At 37.3% G+C, this 22,956-nt stretch carries 18 protein-coding genes; 17 read left to right on the forward strand and 1 reads right to left on the reverse strand.

What is annotated here, in order from left to right:
* The first annotated feature begins 6 nt into the window (after nt 1-6).
* From DW963_RS08010 to DW963_RS08090, 17 genes are all read left to right on the forward strand, one after another.
* Nucleotides 7-1,140 (forward strand): tyramine oxidase subunit B, encoded by a 1,134-nt coding sequence (locus tag DW963_RS08010; RefSeq protein ID WP_117914920.1) that lies wholly within the window; start codon nt 7-9, stop codon nt 1,138-1,140.
* Between the two features lie 172 nt (nt 1,141-1,312).
* Complete coding sequence (locus DW963_RS08015; RefSeq protein ID WP_158568668.1) at nt 1,313-3,229, forward strand: ABC transporter substrate-binding protein; 1,917 nt, start codon at nt 1,313-1,315, stop codon at nt 3,227-3,229.
* Between the two features lie 26 nt (nt 3,230-3,255).
* Nucleotides 3,256-3,504, forward strand: a complete 249-nt coding sequence (locus tag DW963_RS08020) for a hypothetical protein (protein WP_147344580.1) — start codon at nt 3,256-3,258, stop codon at nt 3,502-3,504.
* A gap of 83 nt (nt 3,505-3,587) precedes the next feature.
* On the forward strand, nt 3,588-5,786 hold the full coding sequence (locus DW963_RS08025) for an ATP-binding protein (protein WP_117914926.1): 2,199 nt from the start codon (nt 3,588-3,590) through the stop codon (nt 5,784-5,786).
* Nucleotides 5,787-5,877: 91 nt separating this feature from the next.
* On the forward strand, nt 5,878-7,668 hold the full coding sequence (locus DW963_RS08030; protein WP_117914928.1) for a Na/Pi cotransporter family protein: 1,791 nt from the start codon (nt 5,878-5,880) through the stop codon (nt 7,666-7,668).
* A 16-nt stretch (nt 7,669-7,684) separates the two neighbouring features.
* The gene (locus tag DW963_RS08035; RefSeq protein ID WP_117914930.1) at nt 7,685-8,353 is read left to right on the forward strand and encodes a response regulator transcription factor; all 669 of its coding nucleotides are present in this window, start codon (nt 7,685-7,687) and stop codon (nt 8,351-8,353) included.
* 35 nt (nt 8,354-8,388) lie between these two features.
* On the forward strand, nt 8,389-9,705 hold the full coding sequence (locus tag DW963_RS08040) for a sensor histidine kinase (RefSeq protein ID WP_117914932.1): 1,317 nt from the start codon (nt 8,389-8,391) through the stop codon (nt 9,703-9,705).
* A gap of 219 nt (nt 9,706-9,924) precedes the next feature.
* Entirely contained in the window at nt 9,925-10,344 is a 420-nt protein-coding gene (locus tag DW963_RS08045) for a hypothetical protein (RefSeq protein WP_286169199.1), read from the forward strand.
* A gap of 16 nt (nt 10,345-10,360) precedes the next feature.
* Nucleotides 10,361-11,404, forward strand: coding sequence for a hypothetical protein (locus DW963_RS08050; protein WP_117914934.1), 1,044 nt, complete (start codon nt 10,361-10,363; stop codon nt 11,402-11,404).
* Between the two features lie 64 nt (nt 11,405-11,468).
* On the forward strand, nt 11,469-12,338 hold the full coding sequence (gene cdaA / locus DW963_RS08055) for a diadenylate cyclase CdaA (RefSeq protein WP_243004296.1): 870 nt from the start codon (nt 11,469-11,471) through the stop codon (nt 12,336-12,338).
* A complete protein-coding gene (locus DW963_RS08060; protein ID WP_117914936.1) occupies nt 12,319-13,608 on the forward strand; it encodes a CdaR family protein in 1,290 nt (429 codons plus the stop codon). The genes cdaA and DW963_RS08060 overlap by 20 nt, the downstream gene beginning before the upstream one ends.
* Nucleotides 13,609-13,620: 12 nt before the next feature.
* Nucleotides 13,621-13,884: an HPr family phosphocarrier protein gene (locus DW963_RS08065; protein WP_117914937.1), complete on the forward strand. Its 264-nt coding sequence runs from the start codon at nt 13,621-13,623 to the stop codon at nt 13,882-13,884.
* 26 nt (nt 13,885-13,910) lie between these two features.
* The gene (locus tag DW963_RS08070) at nt 13,911-15,638 is read left to right on the forward strand and encodes a phospho-sugar mutase (RefSeq protein WP_117914939.1); all 1,728 of its coding nucleotides are present in this window, start codon (nt 13,911-13,913) and stop codon (nt 15,636-15,638) included.
* A 142-nt stretch (nt 15,639-15,780) separates the two neighbouring features.
* Nucleotides 15,781-17,151: a S1C family serine protease gene (locus DW963_RS08075; protein ID WP_286169202.1), complete on the forward strand. Its 1,371-nt coding sequence runs from the start codon at nt 15,781-15,783 to the stop codon at nt 17,149-17,151.
* Nucleotides 17,152-17,195: 44 nt separating this feature from the next.
* Complete coding sequence (clpX, locus tag DW963_RS08080) at nt 17,196-18,581, forward strand: ATP-dependent Clp protease ATP-binding subunit ClpX (RefSeq protein ID WP_334294280.1); 1,386 nt, start codon at nt 17,196-17,198, stop codon at nt 18,579-18,581.
* Between the two features lie 78 nt (nt 18,582-18,659).
* Nucleotides 18,660-20,375 carry a S8 family peptidase gene (locus DW963_RS08085; RefSeq protein WP_117914945.1) on the forward strand — a complete coding sequence of 572 codons (1,716 nt, stop codon included), beginning with the start codon at nt 18,660-18,662 and terminating at the stop codon, nt 20,373-20,375.
* Between the two features lie 64 nt (nt 20,376-20,439).
* Nucleotides 20,440-21,246 (forward strand): Cof-type HAD-IIB family hydrolase, encoded by an 807-nt coding sequence (locus DW963_RS08090; RefSeq protein WP_117914948.1) that lies wholly within the window; start codon nt 20,440-20,442, stop codon nt 21,244-21,246.
* A gap of 61 nt (nt 21,247-21,307) precedes the next feature.
* Here the strand turns inward: DW963_RS08090 and DW963_RS08095 are convergent, their stop codons facing one another.
* On the reverse strand, nt 21,308-22,918 hold the full coding sequence (locus tag DW963_RS08095) for an LCP family protein (protein ID WP_117914950.1): 1,611 nt from the start codon (nt 22,916-22,918) through the stop codon (nt 21,308-21,310).
* Nucleotides 22,919-22,956 lie beyond the last annotated feature (38 nt).

Below are 22,956 nucleotides of genomic sequence, written 5' to 3' on the forward strand. Positions count from 1 at the left end.
ATTATTATGTATCCAGAAGTTGATTTTTTATATCTTAATGAACAGGAAATGATAAAGGCTGGCGTAAAGAACATGCCTAAATGCATAGATACAATGGAAGATGTTCTTAAATGTCTTACAAAGGGTGATTTCGTAATGGGAGGTGAAAACCATAATTCTCATGGCTGTATGGTAACATTCCCGAATGAATCTCCTTTTCCGAATATGCCAAAGAATGTAGGAGAAGATAGAAGATTTATGGCAATGCCGGCATATATAGGAGGACCATTTGATATGGCTGGTATGAAATGGTATGGTTCTAATACAACTAATAAGGAAATAGGTCTGCCAAGGTCAATACTTATGGTTATGCTTAATGACAAGACAACCGGTGCACCGGTGTGTCTGATGAGCGGTAATCTTCTGAGCGCTTACAGGACTGGTGCAATTCCTGGTGTAGGGTTAAGACATCTTGCACCAAAGGGTGCTAAGACGGGTGCAATATATGGTCCTGGTGTAATGGGAAAAACAAGCCTTGATGCATTTATGGCAACATGCCCAGAGCTTGATACACTTAAGGTAAAAGGCAGAGGAAAGAAATCATTAGACAGTTTCCTTGAATATGTCAAAGCTACATATCCACAGCTTACAACTGTAACAGTGGTAGATGATATAGAAACTCTGGTAAGAGACAGTGATGTTATATCATTTGCAGCCACAGCAGGAACAGATCCGTCAAAATATGCATATGTCAAAGGTGAATGGATAAAGCCGGGAGCGCTTATTGTTGCTCCAAGTGCATTTGATATGGAGACAGATTTTCTCAAAGAAAAATGTAAGATGGTAGTTGATAATATAAAGCTTTACGAGGCATGGGCAGAGGAATATCCATATCCGACATTTGGTTCAATTAACATAATAGGTGCAAAGTTTACAGATATGTGCCATGATGGAATTATAAGTAAAAGTGATATTACTGATATGGGAGATATATTGCTTGGCAATGCATCAGGAAGAGACAGTGATGATCAGATAATTGTATATTCTGTTGGAGGAATGCCTGTAGAAGATGTTGCCTGGGGTAAGGTGTGTTATGAAAATGCTGTGAAAATGGGACTCGGAACGAAGCTTAACCTATGGAACAAGCCTGATATGTGTTAAAAGAATATAAAATACATGTATATACTGTAAATATAAAAAGACCTGTATGGCTGCAAATAGCACATTCCATGCAGGTTTTTTATTGATTTCTCCTCCTATTCGACATAATTCGACATGCACACGTTGTATTATCTGTATAAAGCACAAGGGTAAAGTCTTTTTGGAGGATAGAATGAAACGGATAATATGTGTTCTACTGGTAATGGTATTGCTTGTAAGTATGCTGTTGTCATGTAGTATGCCATTAAGAAACAGTGGAGAAGAAAAACAGAGAATAGTTGTACAGCTTGACCAGGATTACTGGCTTGCAAGTGTGGGAAGAATGTTGAAAGAACACTTCCCGGATGTCGAATTTGATTTTGTAATAAGCAGGGGAGGAGCACAGTATCTTAATGATGCAGCGCTTAATGATGACCTTGCAGATATAATAATAGATGCATCATCGTGGACACAGACGTCTTCGTCTGACGATGATTATGATATTAATCCTAAGGATTATCTTTATGATTTTTCATGTACAGATATTACAAACATGTTTTATAAGGTTTATCTTGATGGATTTACCAATGAAGATGGTTCAGTGAACTGGCTTCCGGGTGCAGCAAGCGTGGAGGGGATACTTGCCAATACAGCACTTTTTGAGGAATATGGAATAGAACTGCCTCATGATTATGTAACATTTGTTGAAGCATGTGATAAGTTCAGTGAATATGGGATAAGAGGGTTTGCAACAGATTATAAATATGATTATACAGATTCATATATGTTACAGGCGTGGTCAATTCCTTTGTTACAAAGTACAGAAGGGCGTACCTGGCGTTATGAAGCAATGGATGGAAATATAGATTATATACCGGATGAGCTGGGTGAGAAGTTGTTCTCGAGACTTGGACAGGTTTTGAAAGATACTGATGCACAGGCAGATGACACAAAAAGAGGATATTCAAGTATATTCCAGGATTTTGTGTCCGGGAAGATTGCAATGATACGCCAGAGCACTAATATTGCAGAGTATCAGGATGAAGGAATGAATAATCTCATTCTTTTGCCATATTTTGGGGAGACAGATAACGATAACTGGTATTTTAGTACACCCGGATATTCAATAGCTATGAATGGAAAATTAAAAGGAGCAGGAAAAAAAGAAGAGCTGGCACTGGATATAGTAAGATATATGTTTGGCAGTGATGTAATGAATGCAATGGCAGACAGGATACAGTCCGTTGTTGTGTATAATAAAGATGTAAATGTAGATGTGCAGGACATATTTGCGAACCTGATTCCTTATATTGAAAGTAATCATATGTATACATATATAAGGAATGACAGTGTATGCCGGGCAAGCTGCGCAGCAGTACAGAAAATGCTGGCAGGAGATGTGGATGCCTTGCAGGCGGTGGAAGTGTTTAACAATAACTACAATGCGGTAAAAGAAAAATCACCGGTTATTACCACATTTGACAGGGAATATCAGTGGCGGGTATCAGATACAGGAAGTGAGGCGTTTTCAGTGAGAGTTAATACACTCCGGGAAATATGTAATGTGGATATGCTGATTGCACCTGCTGCCATGAATGCCGGAGACATCTATAAGGGAAGTTATACATCAGCACAATTACAGGCACTTCTAATGGGCGGAGGCGTGAAGTTTTATACAAAGGATGCAACAGGTGCTGAGATTAAAGACGTTGTGCGGTGCCTTGTGGAAGGCTGTGGACGGGATGACGACCCGATATCATGGGATACGCTGCCGGCATCAAGCGGATTTACAATGAAGATATCAAGAGACGATAATGGCAATATGCATCTTGAGGATATTATGACAGATGGAAAGTCAGTAGAAGACGAAAAAATATACTCTTTCTGTTATGTTGACGTTTCTGGTCATACTTTGTTGGAACGTGCATATAATTATGATATGTCAGAGCATGACGGAGTGCATATGTATAAGGCTGAGGCAGACATCAAAGAAGGCGAAAAATATGACGGATATATAGCTCATACAACAAATGTAGCACAACAATGGATAAAGTATTTTTCTGATGGTGGCAGACTGGATGCACCAGAAGTTTATATACAGAAGAGCTGATTATCTTGGGAAAGGAAACAGGTCAATTGAAGAAGAATGAGTATAGCAAATATTTCTTTGCTGCAGTAGGTGTGGCAATAGTTGTATTTGTGTGTGTGGGCGTAATAATGCTTAATTATTCCATTACGGTCAAAAGAGAACTGTATGAGACAAGCTCGAAGAATCTTAATGAAGTGTATACGCAGGTCAGTGAAAAATTCATGCAGATAACTGGGCAGCAGTGGAACCTGCTTGGAATGACAGGCGATTATATAGATGAGGCTGGTGAAATATAGACAGTATCAGTAAATTTCTTGCTGAATGGAAGAATGAATGGCATTACACAGAATTTTATTTTATAGATGATGCCTGTAATTATTTGTCATCGTCAGGTAAAAAGGGGTATCTTGAACTTGGAAATACATGGAAAAGTCTTGTGATAGACAGAAAAAATGTTGTAGTGGACGGATCGCTTCCGGGAAGTGATGAGGTAATGTTTTTTGCAATACCCGTTCAGCCTGCAGATGTTAATGGTTTTAAATATAGTTCAATTGCAGTTTCATACAATACAGAAGCTATTAATAAAGAACTGGGTGTCAAAGCATTTTCAAAGGACACAAGCAGTTATGTAATATATGATAATGGTGATATTGTATTAAAGTCTGAAGGCAGCATGGATATAGGTGGTAATATATTTTATCATCTGAAAAATGCAGATATATCTGGTAAGTCACTGGATGGTTTTATAAAAAGTGTAAAGAATTCAGATGCAGAAGAAATGGTGTTCCAGCTTGATGAAACCCAGTATTGTCTTGTTTATGTTCCTATTGGATTTGATAACTGGGGGCTGATATCAATGGTTCCTATAAGCGTCGCCAATTCAAGCTCTCTGGCGGTTCAGCATAGAACTGTTATAATGGCAGTACAGATAGGCATACTGCTTCTTATGGTTGCATGTGCAGTACTATATACATATTACAAAAGATATGTAAGTGAGAAGAATCATGAAATTGCAAGACGGGATATATTATTTTCAATTATGGCTAAGAATCTGGATGATGTGTATATTATGCTTTCATGGGGAGACTGGAGAAAATTGTATGTAAGCAGAAATATTGAGAGGGTTCTTGGGATAAGGAGCAGCGAATATGATGGTCTCCTTAAAAGTTTTGGAGAACTGGAAAAGAGAGGAGGAGTTCCTGAATGGAATGATATTGTGAAACTGGAAAAAGGAGAATCTGCGGTTAATGAATACTGGATAAAACCAGCAGATTCAAGTGAATACAGACTTTTTAACCAGGCATGTTATCACATGGATAAAGACGGAGATGATGTTCTTGTAATAATTCTGTCAGACAGAACTTACGAGCAGCAGATAAGAAATCATATGGAAGATGCACTTCACACAGCAGAGGCAGCAAATCGTGCAAAAAGCCAGTTTCTGTCTAATATGAGTCATGATATAAGAACTCCCATGAATGCAATTGTAGGATTTTCACAGCTTATATTAAGACATTATAATAATCCGGATAAAGTCAGAAACTATGCAGAAAAGATAGTCGTTTCAAGCCAGCATCTGCTGAGTCTTATTAATGATGTCCTTGATATGAGTAAAATTGAGTCGGGGAAAACTACTCTTAATCTTTGTGATGTGAATCTTGCTGACATCGTAAAGGAGACAGACAATATAATCAGACCACAGGCAAAGAAGAAGAACCAGACATTTGCCGTTAAATCAGATGATATTGAGTATTGCTGTATTACTGCAGATAAATTAAGACTAAGCCAGATACTTATTAATATATTGTCTAATGCGGTTAAATATACAGGAGAAGGCGGTAACATAACATTTGAAATAAAAGAAATAAAAGTTACCAATCCACAGATTGCAAAATACAAATTTATTATATCTGATAATGGAATAGGAATGAGTGAAGAATATTTAAAAGAAGTATTCAAACCGTTTACTAGAGAAGAGACAAGTCTTACGGGTGCAGTCCAGGGAACAGGACTTGGTATGGCAATAACCAAGAATCTGATTGACCTCATGGGTGGAACTATAAAGGTATTCAGCACACAGGGGGTGGGAACAACTTACGAGGTAACTATGGAATTCAGAATAGCAGATATTAATACTAACAAAGATCTCTGGAACAGATATAACCTACCAGTACATGAGATTGAACAAGATCATGTATTGGTAGGTAAGAATTTTCTGATAGCAGAAGATAATGGTATTAACTCAGATATGCTTAAAGAGCTTCTTAAGGAACAAGGTGCAACATGCGACTGTGCAAGAGATGGAATGGCAGCAGTAAACATATTTAAACATTCCAAGAAAGGTCAGTATGACATGATATTCATGGATGTGCAGATGCCTAATATGGATGGCTACGAGGCAACAAGAACAATAAGAAAGACAAAGCATCCTGATGCAAAGGATATACCGATTGTTGCCATGACTGCCAATGCATTTGCCAGTGATGTGCGAGCAGCTTTCGAGAGTGGAATGGATGCACATCTTGCAAAACCTATAGATTTAGACCGCATAAAGAACATAGTTGAAAATTTTACATAGATTTTACATAATGTACATAATACATTTTACAATGCTCATTTAGAATACACATGATATGTGAAAAAGTCGTTCAAAAAGGAGCTTATGTAAAATGAATATTTTTGGTGTACTTACGATGGCAGGCGGATTGGCTTTGTTCTTATATGGAATGAATGTCATGGGAGATTCCTTAGCAAAGCTGTCCGGAGGTAAATTAGAACAGATACTTGAAAAACTTACTTCTAAAAGAATTATGGCAGTATTGCTTGGCATGGCTGTGACAGCAGTTATACAGTCATCATCTGCAACTACGGTAATGGTTGTAGGCTTTGTTAATTCGGGTATTATGCAGCTTTCACAGGCTGTAGGTATTATTATGGGTGCCAATATTGGTACGACAGTGACTTCATGGATGTTATCACTTACAGGTATAAGTGGAGCAGGATGGATTAATCTTTTAAAGCCATCATCCTTCTCGCCAGTGCTTGCTGTTATTGGTATAATTATGACAATGACCTGCAAGGATAATTCTAAGAAAAAGGATATAGGTAATATTCTTCTTGGATTTGCAATTCTTATGTTCGGTATGGAAACTATGAGTGGCGCAGTTGCACCGCTGGCTGACAATGAGAAGTTTACGGGTATGCTTACACTGTTTTCTAATCCGTTATTCGGACTTCTTGCAGGTACAGTGCTTACGGCAGTTATCCAGTCATCATCAGCGTCGGTTGGTATACTGCAGGCATTATGTGTAACAGGTGCGGTTAACTATGCGACAGCAATTCCTATTATTATGGGACAGAATATAGGTACATGTGTAACAGCACTTATATCTTCTGTAGGTGCAAAGAAGAATGCCAAGAGAGCATCAATGATACACCTTTATTTTAATATGATTGGTACAGTTATATTTATGGTTATATTTTATAGCCTGAACATGTTTGTTCATTTTGAATTCTTATCAACATCGGCAAATGCAGCAGGAATAGCAGTGATTCACAGTCTCTTTAATATCGGATGTGTAATTATACTTTTCCCATTTTCTAATCTGCTTGTGAAGCTTGCAACTCTTTCTATTCCAGATGGAAAACATGAGGAAGTTATTCAGACAGGTGTGGCAGCAGATCTTGCAGCACTTGATGAAAGATTCTTAGATACACCGGCAGTTGCGATGGAGTTATGCAGGAATACGGCTGTGAAGATGGCACATCTGTCACAGAAAGCGTTAGATAAGGCACTTGACATTATTAATAATTATTCAGATGCTGCATATGATGAGGTTGTGGCAATGGAAGAAGATGTCGATAAGTATGAGGATAAGCTGGGGTCATATCTTGTAAAGGTTGGTAACTGCGATTTATCAAGACATGATAATCATACATTTTCAATACTTCTTCACTGTATGAGTGATTTTGAAAGAATATCTGACCATGCAATTAATATTGCAAAATCTGCAAAAGAGATGAACAGCAGGGAATCCTCTTTTTCACAGAATGCAAGAAAAGAACTTGAAACATTTGCAAAAGCGGTACATGATATAGTTGGTAACACAGTACAGGTTTTTGAAAATCAGGATATTGAAGCGGCAAAGCATATTGAGCCGTTAGAACAGGTTATTGACGGTCTGAACTTAGAAATTAAGCAGCGTCATATCAACAGATTAAGAAAAGGCAGATGTACAATTGAGACAGGACTTATACTCGAAGATATTATGACGAATTTTGAGAGAGTATCAGACCATTGCTCTAATATTGCTGTATGTATGATTGAAGTAAGAGATAATGGTTTTGAAACACATGGATATCTGGAGCATCTTACAAATGAGGATAATCCTCAGTTTGCAAAAGAATGCAGACAGTATTATAAACAGTATCAGCTTCCGGAATTAAAGAAGGCTGACTAGAACAGGAGATGAGAAAATGGCTCTTATATATATAGTTGAGGATGATGAAAGCATAAGGGAAATAGAGACAATTGCACTTAAGAACAGTGGACATATGGTAGGTGCATTTGGAAGTTCCAAAGAGTTCTTTAAGAAGCTTGATGAGATTCTTCCGGACCTTGTGCTGCTTGATGTGATGCTTCCTGACGAAAGTGGTTATGACATCATTAAGAAGTTAAGATTGAATTCTGCAACTAAGAGACTGCCGGTTATTATGGTAACGGCAAAGTCTACAGAGCTTGATATGATAAAGGGACTTGAGGATGGTGCTGACGATTATATTAAGAAGCCGTTTTCTGTAATGGAGCTTATTACGAGAGTTAAAGCACTTCTTAGAAGAACAGAAACAGACGAGGCAGGCGTGCTGGATGTAGGAGAGATTGAACTTAATCATGAAAGGCATGCGGTTACGGTTTCAGGAAAGCAGGTTGAGCTTACATATAAAGAATATGAATTGTTAAGATATCTTATGGCTAACAAGAATATAGTGCTTTCAAGAGATTCTATTGTACTTAAGGTGTGGGGAACAGAATTTGAAGGTGAGTCAAGAACTGTGGATATGCATATTAAGACTTTAAGACAGAAGTTAGGTGATGCAGGCTCGCGTATAAGAACCGTGCGTAATGTAGGATATGTTATTGAGTAGCCTGGTATAATTAACAGACAGAACAGGTGGGATATATGAAGCAGAAGATTAATTTAAGGCTTATTGGAATAGCAGTTATAGCAGTTCTTGCTACAGCTATCGGAATAACTTTTATATATTATGGCTTGTTTAAGAAACAGGTCCAGACCGGATTGAGAACTAATGCAGAAGTGCTCATGGAAACCGGAGTTTTTGAAAAGTCATCGCAATATGCAGATGTAAAGCTTCCAATTAATAATCTCAGGGTTACATGGATAGATTCAGATGGTGTGGTGCTTTTTGATAATGATAATGATATTAATGTAATGCCTAATCACAAAGACAGACCTGAGGTACAGGATGCATTTCATACCGGACATGGCCAGTGCGTAAGAAATTCTGACACGATGGATATGAATACCTTTTATTATGCTTTAAAACAGAGGGATGGAACTGTTATAAGGGTATCCTGTGATGCAAGCAGTATGTTAAGTGTGTTTGGCAATGTGTTTCCGGCTGTAACAGGAATACTTGCAGTAATTATAGTAGTGTGTATCGTTCTTTCACAATTACTTACAAGGACACTTATTGAGCCTATTGAAAGAATGGCTAAGAATATAGATTCCGTACAGGAGAAGCCTGTATATAAAGAAATAGCACCTTTTGCAGAGAAAATCAGGACACAGCATGAGAATATTCTTGCTGCTGCAAGAAGCAGACAGGATTTTACTGCAAATGTATCACATGAACTAAAGACTCCTCTTACCGCAATTTCAGGCTATGCCGAGCTTATTGAGAATGAGATGGTAAACCATGAACAGGGGATACATTTTGCACATGAGATTAAGCGTAATTCAGAAAGATTATTATCATTAATTAATGATATTATAAGGCTTTCAGAATTAGACCACAGCGAAATGCCAAGGCAGTATGAGAATTTTGATTTGTATGAGTTTGTTAAGGATTGTGCAGAGTCTCTGCAGGTTAATGCGCAGAAACAGGGAATACGTTTTTCATATAGAGGTTCAGCATGCATGATTCGTGGCAATAAGGATATGATAAGGGAGCTTATTGATAATCTTGTACAGAATGCAATAAGATATAATAAAGAAGGCGGACATGTGGAAGTGTTTGCAGGAATGGTAGATGGCAAGCCAAGGTTAGAAGTGACTGATGATGGAATAGGAATTCCTAAGGATCAGCAGGACAGAGTATTTGAAAGATTTTACAGAGTTGATAAGAGCCGTTCAAAGGAAACTGGTGGAACAGGGCTTGGCCTTGCTATTGTAAAGCATATTGTAGAACTTCATGATGCAAGAATATATTTAGAAAGTGAAGTTGACAAGGGGACACAGATACGCATCGAATTCTAGAATGATTAAGAGTGGAAGTTTTTATGTCTTTCACTCTTTTTTCTTTTTATAACAGAGTGATCGTGTTATATTATATAAAAAGAGAAAAACAGATATAATCTGCAAAAACAAGGAATATAATATATATTGAGTATTAACTGTTACAGGTGGCGGACACTCTCAAATTATAATATACAATTAGGTAAAAATATGTTATATTTAAACATATGCAGGTTAAACTTGTTTAATGAGGTGAATGAATTGCTTAATGAGAATAAAATCAAAATGATGACCAAGATGGCAATATATGAAAAGAATGAAGGAAAAAGCATGTTGAAAACTGCCAAGTATTTTAAGGGTGATTACATCGCTTTTGGAGTATTAAAGACAGTGATTGCCACTACATTTGCAGGAGTAATTCTTCTGGCGATGTATTTCCTGTGTAACGCAGAAGGAATGATAAGAGATATCAATAATCTGGATTATATAGGACTTGCCAAGAAATTTGCATTGTATTATGTACTTATGCTTATTGTATTCTGTGCAATTGCCGGGTTCGTATACTATTTCAGGTATGAGAATACCAGAAAAGGTATCAAAAAGTATTTTTCAAGGCTTAATAAGCTGGAAAGATTCTATACAGGGCAGAAGAAGAAATAATTATTTGGAGGCATAGATGGCGTTTTTATTGGAATTAAAGGAAAGTTTTAAGAAATTTTACAACAGATATAATACATATATAGTACCAGCATCAAAGTTTATTATTGCATTGATATGTTTTATTATGATTAATACAAGTATTGGTTACATGGACAAGTTGAAGAATCCGGTGTTTGCACTGTTACTTTCTGTTATATGTGCATTTCTTCCAGGTGGGTTTACACTGATAGTTCTTTCAGCGTTTATTCTTATACAGTTGTATGTAATAGCTCCAGAATTTGCATTGCTGGTATTGTGTATAATGCTTCTGATGTATCTTCTGTATTTCAGATTTGCACCTAAAACAGCTTATATACTTATTATCACAGCCATGTTCTGCTGGGTGAAGATACCATTTGCACTTCCAGTAGCGGTTGGTCTGTGCTCGTCAGTGGCGGCAGTTATTCCGGTGAGCTTTGGCATAATTATGTACTATATAATCAGAACTGCAAGTGATTATGAGGCTGCTATTTCTGATGATTCTTTGTCGGAGAGTATGAAACAGATATCTTTTCTTATAGAAAGCCTTTTAAAGAACAGACAGATGCTGGTGCTTATTATAGCAGTTGCAGTTACTATTATTGTTGTATACATTATCAGAAGACAGAAAATCGATCATTCATGGAAAATAGCTATTATTGTGGGCAGTATAATACAGTTCCTTATTCTTGTTGTTGGACAGATAGCTTTGAAATCAGATTTTAATATTGCTCTTATAATTACTGGAGTTATACTTGGGGTTGCAGCTGCATATATCTGCAATATTGTTTTCTTTGCACTTGATTATAAGAGAACAGAGTATGTACAGTATGAGGATGATGAATATTATTATTATGTAAAGGCTGTACCAAAGATTAACGTTGCAAATGCTGATGTAAGAATTAAGCATATTAATGCTAAAAAGACGAAGAAGACATCTGATATAAGACAGATGAGAGCAGGAGATACAGTTAAAAATAATGGATATGCAGTATCTAACGAGGAAGAAGATGATATTTTATTCTATGATGATGATAAGTAATTATCAGAATACATTTTGTTAGTTTTATGTAGGAGATTATAAGAAGAACGGAGGCGATAATACAGTGAATAATTTCATAAGGGATTATCTTGTTAAATTATATATTCCGCGTATAACATGGACCGATATTATTGAGATTGTGATTATTGCTTTTGTTATATATAATGTCATGGTATGGATTAAGAATACCAAGGCATGGGTATTGCTTAAGGGAATTATTATTGTTGTTATATTTGCACTGATTGCATATATTCTTAATCTTAAGACTATTCTGTGGATTGCAGGTAAGACAATCAGTGTTGGTATTATTGCACTTGTTATCATATTCCAGCCGGAGCTAAGAAGAGCATTAGAGCAGCTTGGACGAAAGAAGATTCTGTTTGGACTTTTCAGGTTTAATGACGGAAGAGAAAAGGGTGAAAGATTTAGCAGTAAGACAGCTGAAGAGATAGTAAGGGCATGCTTTGATATGGGAGCTGCTTATACAGGAGCACTTATAGTTATTGAACAGGATATGGTTCTGGAAGAATATGAGAAAACAGGAATTGCTGTTGATGGCCTGGTTACAAGCCAGCTGCTTATCAATATATTTGAGCATAATACGCCACTTCACGATGGTGCTGTTATTATAAGGGGAGACAGGATTGTTGCTGCAACATGTTATCTTCCTCTTTCAGATAATAACAGTCTTAATAAGGCTCTTGGTACAAGGCACAGAGCAGGCGTTGGTATCAGTGAAGTGACAGATAGTATGACTATTATAGTATCTGAAGAAACCGGTAGGGTTTCAGTGGCTGTTGGTGGAGAACTTATTCATGATATTGATGCGGATTCTCTTAGAAACAAGCTGGAATATCTTCGCAGAAGAACTATTGATGTGAAGTCGTTCAAGATATGGAGAGGAAGGTTAAAGCATGAAGGAAAAGATGTTTAAGAACCTGAGCCTTAAGATTCTGTCGGCTATATTTGCAGTCGTTTTGTGGACGGTTATAGTTAATGTATATGACCCAACCACGAGTTATACATTCAGTAATGTGACAGTACAGCTTATTAATACCGAGAGTCTGACTGATAAGAATTACAGTTATGAGATTGTAGAGGGTGGCAAGATATCAGTATATGTAAGCGGTCCAAAGAGTATTGTTACTAATATCAAAGCAAGTGATATTGTTGCAACTGCGGATCTTAGTAAGATAAGCGCATTTGCTGATTATGTTGATATTCATGTATCAGTTGTTAAAGATGGACAGGTTCTTAATAATGTTGAAGCTACACCTAAAACATCTGCTGTAAGATTAAGCATAGAAAACAGAGATACTAAGACTGTAAATGTCGTTTCAGACATTACCGGTTCAGCGGCAGATGGCTATGCAGTGGTAAGAAGAGTGCTTAATCCAACATCTGTTAAGGTTACAGGACCTTCGTCTGTTATCGATAATATAGACCATGCAGGGATATCTTTTGATGTGACAGGAGCGACTGCAGATGTGACGGGAACAGCAGATATTCATTTGTATGATTCTGATAATAATGAAATTAATGATTCTTCTGTTGAACTTACACAGACAAGTGTGGGCTATACTGCACAGGTTGTAAGGACTAAGACTGTAAGTATAGAAGTTAAGACGTCAGGAAAGCCGGCAGATGGATACAGAGTTTCAGGAGTGACGCTTAATCGTGATAGTGTTGTTGTATATGGTGATACCAATATGCTTAACAGTCTTGATAAGATTGTTATTCCGGCAAGTAATATTAATGTAGATGGTTTGACTGAAAATAAAGTGTACAAGTTTGGCCTTACGGATTACATAGATAAATCGCTTACAATTCTTGATAATGCAAGAATTGAGGTTACAGTAAGAATTGAGAGTACAGGTAATAAGACAATAACACTTAATACATCAGATATTAAGGTTAGTGGACTTGAAACCGGAATGAGTTACAGCTTCGAGGATAGAACATTTTCAATAGATGTTGAGGGTTCAGAGGCTGCAATTGCTGCATTAGACGCATCTGCTATAACAATGACAGCAGATTTGTCGACATATACATCTTCAGGAACAAGAAGCATCACAGTGTCGGTAAAGCTTCCCGATGGTGTTACATTGAAGAGTACACCTTCAGTTAATGTATTGTTCAGGGATAATACGGAGGAAACTACTAGACCGACACAAGAGACAACATCAGCAACAATTAATAATTGAGAGGTGATTCATATGGTAAGTGAGAAGATACTAGTTGGAAGTGCATTGGGAATACATCTTCGACCAGCAGGAGCAATGTGTGACACTGCTGTCAAATTTGATTCACATATAACATTTACATTTGGGAATAAGACTGTTAATGCAAAGAGTGTTATATCAATTCTTGCATCAGGCGTCGGCTGTGGCGATGAGATTACGCTTATGGCTGAAGGACCAGATGAAGAAGAGGCATTGAAAGCAGTTTCTGAGAGCTTTAGAAAAGCTTTACAGGACTAATATAATAAAGAAAAGAGGTAAAGGGTATGGGTTATATGGATACTTACAAAGCGTGGTGTGAGAATGAATATTTTGATGAAGCCACACGCGCAGAACTCAAATCAATCGCAGGAGATGAGAAAGAGATTGAAGACAGATTCTACAAGGATCTTGAGTTTGGAACAGGAGGACTTAGAGGTGTTATCGGCAATGGTACTAACAGAATGAATGTGTACATTGTAAGAAAAGCAACACAGGGTCTTGCTAACTTTATTATCAAAGAGGGAACACAGGATAAGGGTGTTGCAATTTCTCATGATAACAGAAGAATGTCAAGAGAATTTGCACAGGAAGCGGCTCTTTGTCTTGCTGCTAATGGTATTAAGGTGTATATTTTCCCATCATTAAGACCAACTCCAGAACTTTCTTTTGCTGTAAGAGAACTTCACTGCACAGCAGGTATAATGGTTACAGCAAGCCATAATCCACCAGAATACAATGGATATAAGGTATACTGGGATGACGGATGCCAGATAACAGCACCTAAGGATACACAGATTATCAACGAAGTTAAGGCCGTTACAGATTTTAATGATGTTAAGACTATTGATGAAGAAGAGGCAAGAGTAAGAGGTCTTTATAATATTATCGGATATGATATGGATGATGCATTTATTGCAGCATTAAAGAAGCAGAGTCTTAATGGAGATATTATTAAGCAGGTTGCTGATGATATTAAGATTGTATACTCTCCATTCAATGGTACAGGTAATGTTCCTGTAAGAAGAATTTTAAGAGAGTTAGGTTTCAAGAATGTATATGTTGTTCCAGAACAGGAGAAACCAGATCCTGACTTTACAACACTTGAGTACCCTAATCCGGAAGATCCTAAGGCATTCACATATGCATTAAGACTTGCTAAGGAAGTTGATGCGGATATTATTCTTGCAACTGACCCTGATGCAGACAGACTTGGAGTATATTCTAAGGATACTAAGTCTGGCGAATATAAGTCATTCACAGGTAATATGTCTGGTATGCTTATTGCTGAATACCTTCTTTCACAGAGAAAGGAAAAGGGACTTCTTCATGAGAATGGAGCATTTGTAAAGACTATAGTATCTACTAATTTAGCAGATCTTATTGCTAAAGAATATAACTTAAAGCTTATTGAGGTTCTTACAGGATTTAAGTATATTGGTGAGCAGATTAAGTTCTTTGAGCAGAATAATACATATGAATATGAATTCGGTTTTGAAGAGAGTTATGGCTGCTTAGTTGGAACTCATGCAAGAGATAAGGATGCCATCGTAGCTGTTATGGCATTATGTGAAGCAGCAGCTTACTATAAGTCTAAGGGCATTACTTTATGGGATCAGATGATTAACATCTTTGATAAGTATGGTTACTTCAAGGAAGGACAGAAGGCTGTAACTATGAAGGGTGCGGAAGGTGCTGTTCAGATCGCTAAGATGATGGATGATTTAAGAAATAATCCACCTAAGAAGTTCGGAGCATGGGATGTTGTAGAGTTCAGGGATTATAAGAAAGATGAGTGTACAGTCATTGCTACAGGAGAGAAGAAACCAACAGGTCTTCCAGAGTCTAATGTACTTTACTTCGAGCTTAATGACCACGCATGGTGCTGTGCAAGACCTTCAGGAACAGAGCCTAAGATTAAGTTCTATATGGGTGTTAAGGGTACAGGTCTTGAAGATGCTGATAAGAAGTTAAAAGAACTTACTGATGCAGTATCAGAAATTGTTGGTTTATAATCAGTTCAAATTTAATTAACAACTAAAACACAATATGAACACATTTCGTTGTTATATTACATGTATTGACAGTGAGATGTGTTCATTTGTTATGTATGGAATCTTCACTGTGATAATACAATGGTAAAAGGAGAGAATGATTATGTATAATGACAATAATGAGAATGATTCACAGTACCGTTACAGTGGCAGTGATATACCATATAACAATACTAATAATAGCAGTACAGCCAATAATAACACAGCATTTTCAAGCGCACCTTATGAAGCTAAGAAGCACAGGAAAAACAAAGGCGGATTTGCAAGGAAAGCAGCATGCTTTGTTCTTTCAGCAGTACTTTTTGGCGCAATAGCAGGTTCGGTTATGTTTGGTGTTAATTATGCAGGCGGAAAGATTGCTGGCAGTAATAAGTCTGATGCTACAGGTGTTAATATACCAACAGTAAGTAATAATATTTCTAATGTTGCTAAGACAGATTCTTCGCTTACAGAAGATACTAATCTTTCAGCATCAGATAAGATGGATGTAGAGGCAGTTGCTACAGCAGCCCTTCCTGCAATGGTTCAGCTTAATGGTACAACAACAGTTAATAGTTCAAGTTATTTTGGATATGGACAGAGTTATGAGGCAACATCAAGTGGTACAGGTATTATTGTAGGAAAGAGTGATACTGAATTACTTATTGTAACTAATGCACACGTTGTTGATAATATTGATAATCTTAAATGTGTATTCTCTGATGGCACAAGTGCAAGCTGTTCTGTTAAGGGTTCTAAGTCAGATCAGGATATTGCAGTAGCCGCAGTATCATTAAGTGATATTTCATCTGATACAGCGTCTAATATTGCAATTGCAGAACTTGAAGATTCATCAGATATTAAAGTTGGACAGCAGGTTGTTGCCATTGGTAATGCATTAGGTGAAGGCCAGTCAGTTACAACTGGTATAATTAGCGCAAAGGACCGTTCAATTACAGTCAACAATGTAACATTTACAGGACTTCTTATGACAGATGCAGCGATTAACTCTGGTAACAGTGGAGGAGCTCTTCTTAATTCTGAAGGAAAGGTTATTGCTATTAACTTTGCAAAGACCAGCAGTGATGGTGTAGAAGGTATGGCTTATTCAATCCCTGTTTCTAATGTTAAGGATATTATTGATTCATTAATGACTAAGCAGACAAGAAACAAGGTTTCGTCAGATAAGGCAGCATACCTTGGAATTGCAGCAGTAGATATTACAAGTAATTATGCATCATATTATGGATATCCTGTAGGTATTCTTATAAGAACTGTAGCCGATGATTCAGCAGCAGACAAGGCAGGATTAGAGACATATGACATAATTGTCGGATTTGATGACCAGACAGTTACTACTATGTCAGGACTTACTAACATGCTTCAGTATTATGAGGCAGGTGAAAAAGTAACTATAGATTATTATCATATGGAAGGAAGCGAGTATGTTCTTAAGAGCACGGAGGTAACGCTTGGCTCTAAGAAGGCATCTTAAGGATATATTCCAAGTAGATATTTATGGATAATACCAATGAGAATATGACAGAAGATAAGGATATTAATAAGAATAACAATGGGAATTCCGATGATTATGAGAAGATATGTTTTGTGTGCAGAAGACCAGAATCAAGAGCTGGTAAGATGATTGTTATGCCTAACAATATATACATCTGTCAGGATTGTATGCAAAGAACATTCGATTCAATTAACAGCAGCGGAATTAATTATGAAGATATGATGAAGATGTCAAACATGCCTGGAATGGGCATGTTTGGCAATTTTGGCGTTATGGATTCAGACCCGGTTCCAGAAAAGCAGAAGCTTAAGAAAAAGAAAGAGGATAAGAAGGAGTTACCAGCGCTTGACGTTTCCAAGCTGCCTGCACCACATGAGATTAAGAAAAAGTTAGATGAGTATGTTATAGGTCAGGACTATGCTAAGAAGGTAATGTCGGTGGCTGTATATAATCATTATAAAAGAGTTTCAGCAGATGCTAAGATTCTGGGTGACGTTGAGATTGAGAAGTCTAATATGCTTATGATTGGACCTACAGGAAGCGGTAAGACATATCTTGTTAAGACGCTTGCAAGAATATTACAGGTGCCACTTGCTATTACAGATGCAACAACACTTACAGAGGCAGGATATATCGGAGATGATATAGAGTCAGTTGTTTCTAAGCTTTTACTGGCAGCAGACAATGATGTAGAAAAAGCTGAACATGGAATTATATTTATTGATGAGATAGACAAGATTGCCAAGAAGAAAGAGACCAGAAGCAGAGATGTAAGTGGTGAGTCTGTACAGCAGGGAATGTTAAAGCTGTTAGAAGGCAGTGAGATAGAAGTTCCTGTTGGTGCGACAAGTAAGAATGCAATGGTTCCACAGGTGACTGTTAACACGAAGGATATTCTGTTTATATGTGGTGGTGCATTTCCGGATCTTGAGGATATTATCAAGACAAGGCTTAATAAGTCATCCTCAATGGGATTTAATGCTGACCTTAAAGATAAATATGATGATGAGAAGAACATCATGTCTTATGTGACGGTTGATGATCTTAGAGAATACGGAATGATTCCTGAGTTTTTAGGAAGACTGCCTATCATATATTCACTTGACAGACTGGATGAGGATATGCTTGTCAATATTCTGAAAGAGCCTAAGAATGCAATTCTCAAGCAGTATCAGAAGCTGTTAGAGCTTGATGAGGTGAAGCTTGAGTTTACAGATGATGCATTAAGAAGCATAGCAAGAAAGGCAATGGAAAAAGATACAGGTGCAAGAGCACTCCGTTCTATTATTGAGGATTTTATGCTTGATATAATGTATGAGATACCGAAAGATAGCAATATAGGTTCAGTTACAATAACAGAAGATGTTGTTGAAAAGAAAGGTGCTCCGGTAATAACTATGAGAGCATAATAGTTATAGCAGAATAATACAATACATTTCTGAATACATATAGCATGTACAGTGATTGCTTTATGTTAAGGAGATGTTATGGCATGTGATTTTGATATAACCAAAGAGAATATATATGATTACATAATAGAAGATACCCCAGGGGCTGATGAAGCTATTAAGGCATTGTCAGGGATATGTTCGCAGAGAGCTGATTCGCAATGGATTATAGCTCATGGAGAACTGCCTGATAACCGCCAGCTTAATATAAGCTCTCTGGGGTATTTTACTATTCCAAAGTTATATGGACTCATGGAAGGCGATGCAGATATAAGTGCACTTGATGAAATAGGTGCTTTACGGGTACTTGGACAGGATAATCTGCAGGCAGACGGGAGTAATGTTCTCATAGGGTATGTGGATACCGGAATAGATTATCTTAATGATGTTTTCAAGGACAGACTTGGAAATACAAGAATTCAGGCTATATGGGATCAGACAGATAGAACAGAGACTGATGTTGCAAATACATATGCACATTTTGGCAGAGTATATGAAAAGGATGAAATAGACAGGGCAATAGAGGCTGACAATAACGGAGAAAATCCATATTCTTATGTTGCACAAAGAGACACGTCAGGACATGGAACGCTGCTTGCTTCAATATCAGCAGGTTCATATACAGACGGATATGTTGGCGTTGCACCAGGAGCAGAACTTTTAGTGGTTAAATTAAAACAAAGTAAACAGTATCTGAGAGATTTTTTTCTGATAAAGGATGACGTTCCAGCTTTTGAGGAAAGTGATATTATGCTGGCTTTAAGATTTCTTGAAGATTACGCTATACGTCTTGGAAAACCATTGATAATAATATTTGGTCTGGGAAGTGCTAATGGTTCAAGAACAGGCGCATCTCCTCTGGCAGAAATGATGGAGAATCTTACTAAAAAACCCAATATATCAGTTATAACATGTATGGGCAATGAAGCTAATAATAAATGTCATTATAAAGGGGCAGTAATGTCAGCCCTGGTACCTGATGTTATGGAAATTAATGTTGATGGAACAGGAAAGGGTTTTACGATGGAAATATGGGCGGATAGTCTTGATATATTATCCGTGTCGATTGAATCACCGTCAGGGGAATATGTTCCAAGAATACCTGCAAGAATGGGTGCAAGTATGGAGTATACATTTCTTTATGAGGGAAGTACGGTTACGGTAGATTATCAGATAACTGAAAATGTGGCTGGAATGGAGGTTATATTCGTAAGACTTAAGACACCAGTTGAGGGTACATGGAAATTCTATATATATAGTCTCACTAATATAAAAGGAAGTTATAATGCATGGCTTCCATTAAAGCAGTTTTCCGGACAGGATATATATTTTTTAAAATCCGACCCGGATACAACACTTACAGTTCCAGCGGCAGCTGATGGTGTTATAAGTGTAGGAGCATATAATCATTATACAGGGGCTGCTTATTATGAAAGTGGGCGTGGATATAGCGCTGACGGAAGGATTAAACCTGATTTTGTTGCACCGGGTGCGGGGGTATATGGAATTGCTCCATCTGGAGGCGTTAAGGTTACTGGAACAAGCTATGCGGCGGCTTATGCCGGGGGCTGTGTTGCACTTTTATATTCATATCAGGTAAATGTAAAGAATAGTCAGATGATTAATCATAACGATATTAAAGCACAGCTTATAAGAGGTGCAGTACGCTCAGAATATATGGTATATCCTAACCCTGTAGCTGGTTATGGAAAACTGAATATATATACAACATTTAACATGATGAGAATATCTTAGGTTGAAATCACTGGTGTTATATGCTAAATTGTTCATACATGACGAAAAGAGGAGATAGAGAAGTATGAAATATAAGGCATTGGCACTGGATTTGGACGGAACATTAACTAATAGAGAGAAGAAAGTGCCAGCAGGTAATAAAGAAGCGATTGAGAAAGCGATAGATGCAGGTGTTAAGGTTATTCTTGCATCAGGAAGACCGCTTTTTGGAATAACACCAATAGCCAGAGAGCTTGAGCTTGACAAAAAAGGTGGTTATATACTGGCATATAATGGCGGCTGTATAGTTGACTGCAAGATAGGGAAGCAGATGTCTGCGACAATAATGCCACAGGATTGTATAGCAGATATATGCAGTCTTGCAAGAGCCAACGGTGTGTATGCTCTGACATATGCTGATACGCAGATAGCTGCTGAGAGTGATTCTGATGAATATGTAAAGAAAGAAGCAATATGCAACAGCACTACAATCAAGAAAGTAGATGATTTGTGCAAATTTGTGGATTATCCTGTAGAGAAATTTCTGGTTGTAGGAGAGCATGAAAAGCTTATTCCGGTACAGAAAGCCCTGTTAGATAAGCATGAGGGAGTAATCAATGCATTTTTTTCAGAGAGCTATTTCTTAGAGGTAGTACCTGCAGGAGTTGCAAAGGATGCATCTTTGGATAAGCTGCTCACAATGCTTGATATAACAAGTGAGGAACTCGTTGCATGCGGCGATGGAATGAATGATATTCCAATGTTAAAGTATGCAGGTCTTGCAGCGGTTATGGAGAATGCATATCCTGAAGTTAAGAAATATGCAGATGTCAACGTACCATCTAATGATAACTGTGGTGTGGCATATGTTATAGATAATTATATATTGTAATGATGGATTATAAAAATATAACCCCGGCGGTCTTATGGACTGCGGGGTTATGTTTTATTGATTAATTAGAATTGTTGTTAAGGCTGTCAACATATTCATCTACATCGAATATATCGCCGTTCTGAATCTTACTCATAAGCTGGATAGCAGTATTGATACTATCCGCATAAGGATATACAACAGAAGCACCTCTAAGGCCGGTTATCTCGAGATAAGCAGGACCCTGTCCAGCAGGTGGCTGGGTTGATCCTTCGATACTATATGTCTGGATATTCCATGCTGTGCTGTCACTTAACTGAAGCTTAACCAGATCAGATATTGTATTTGTTGGTATATTAGTAAGGAACATATCACTGACAGCATCAAGTACGGCTGAGTACTTGGTAAGTATTGCAGGAGAAGTAGCTTTCTGTAAGATACCCTTTATAGCTGCTGTCTGGTTACGTCCACGCTGGAAGTCTCCGGCGGCAAATGCACGTCTTTCTCTTGAGAATGCAACTGCCATCTCGCCATCACATTCATTAGGTCCTTTGACAAAATGATATGGAATAGGAGAAGCATCTTCGCCACAGGTAAATTCTACTTCTGAGTCAATTGTGATTCCACCAAGTGCATCTACAACAGAGACACAGCCTGTGAAATTAATCTTTACATAATAATCAATGTCAATGCCATACAGATTCTGGAGAGTGTCCATAGAAGCTTCTACACCATAGTTTCCAGCATGTGTAAGTTTATCATAACCTTTTCTTCCATCAGGCCCGGTAATCTTGATGTAAGAATCTCTTGGGGTTGTAACAAGAAGAATCTGCTTGGTTTCAGGATTAATAACGGCAACTATATTGACATCACTAAGTGCATTATTAGAGAGTGCTGAATCGGCACCATCTTCACTTGAAATACCGGAAACATATATTATAAATGGTTCTTTCTTTACATTAACATTGGATTTTTGGACAGTAACAAGCTTCTTATATTCGTATTGCTTAATAATCTTAACCTTGGTATCAAAGTCTTCATACTGTGAGGCAACAACCTTAAGCATGGAATCATTCATAACAATTGCCTGAACCTCTGTATTATCATAAAAGGCAGTTACAAGGTCATCCCATGATTTGTATTCTGCAAGTTCCAGACTGCTCTTGTTAAGCTCTGATTTAACAGAATCAAATGCTGTCTTGACATTAGCGTTGCTTGCAGTTGAATTATAAGCAAACTTGTAATTGGCAAGATCATTTAAAGAGGAAGCCTTATCATCTGCAAGTACAACTACATCAACGATGTCGGTGTTAATCTCAGGAAGGTTAAGCTTATTAAGGACAGAATCAAGTTTAGATGATACAAGGTATATGAAAACAATCACTCCTGACATAAGTACTGCCAGAATCTTACCTATAATATGTGCCTTCGTAAACTGTGATGTGAAATCATACAGGAATATCAGCAGTAAAAATGCGTTGACCGCAATTAAATACTTCAATGGAAGAATATCTAACTTAAATATATTAAATAAAAGTAATCCCGATACAATAAGCTGTATCAGAACTAATATAAGACCAATAAGTGTACCCCAGCCACGCCTTTTTCTTTTTCGTTCTTTCTTAGAAAGCTCTTCTTTATTCTTAAATAAATATTTCATATCGTCTTTACTTCTTGTAAAAAAATTAGACATAATTCACTCCTTAATTACACTAGGATAATAAAAAAATA

The sequence above is a fragment of the Eubacterium sp. AM46-8 genome (assembly GCF_003466705.1).
Taxonomy (GTDB): domain Bacteria; phylum Bacillota; class Clostridia; order Lachnospirales; family Lachnospiraceae; genus Lachnospira.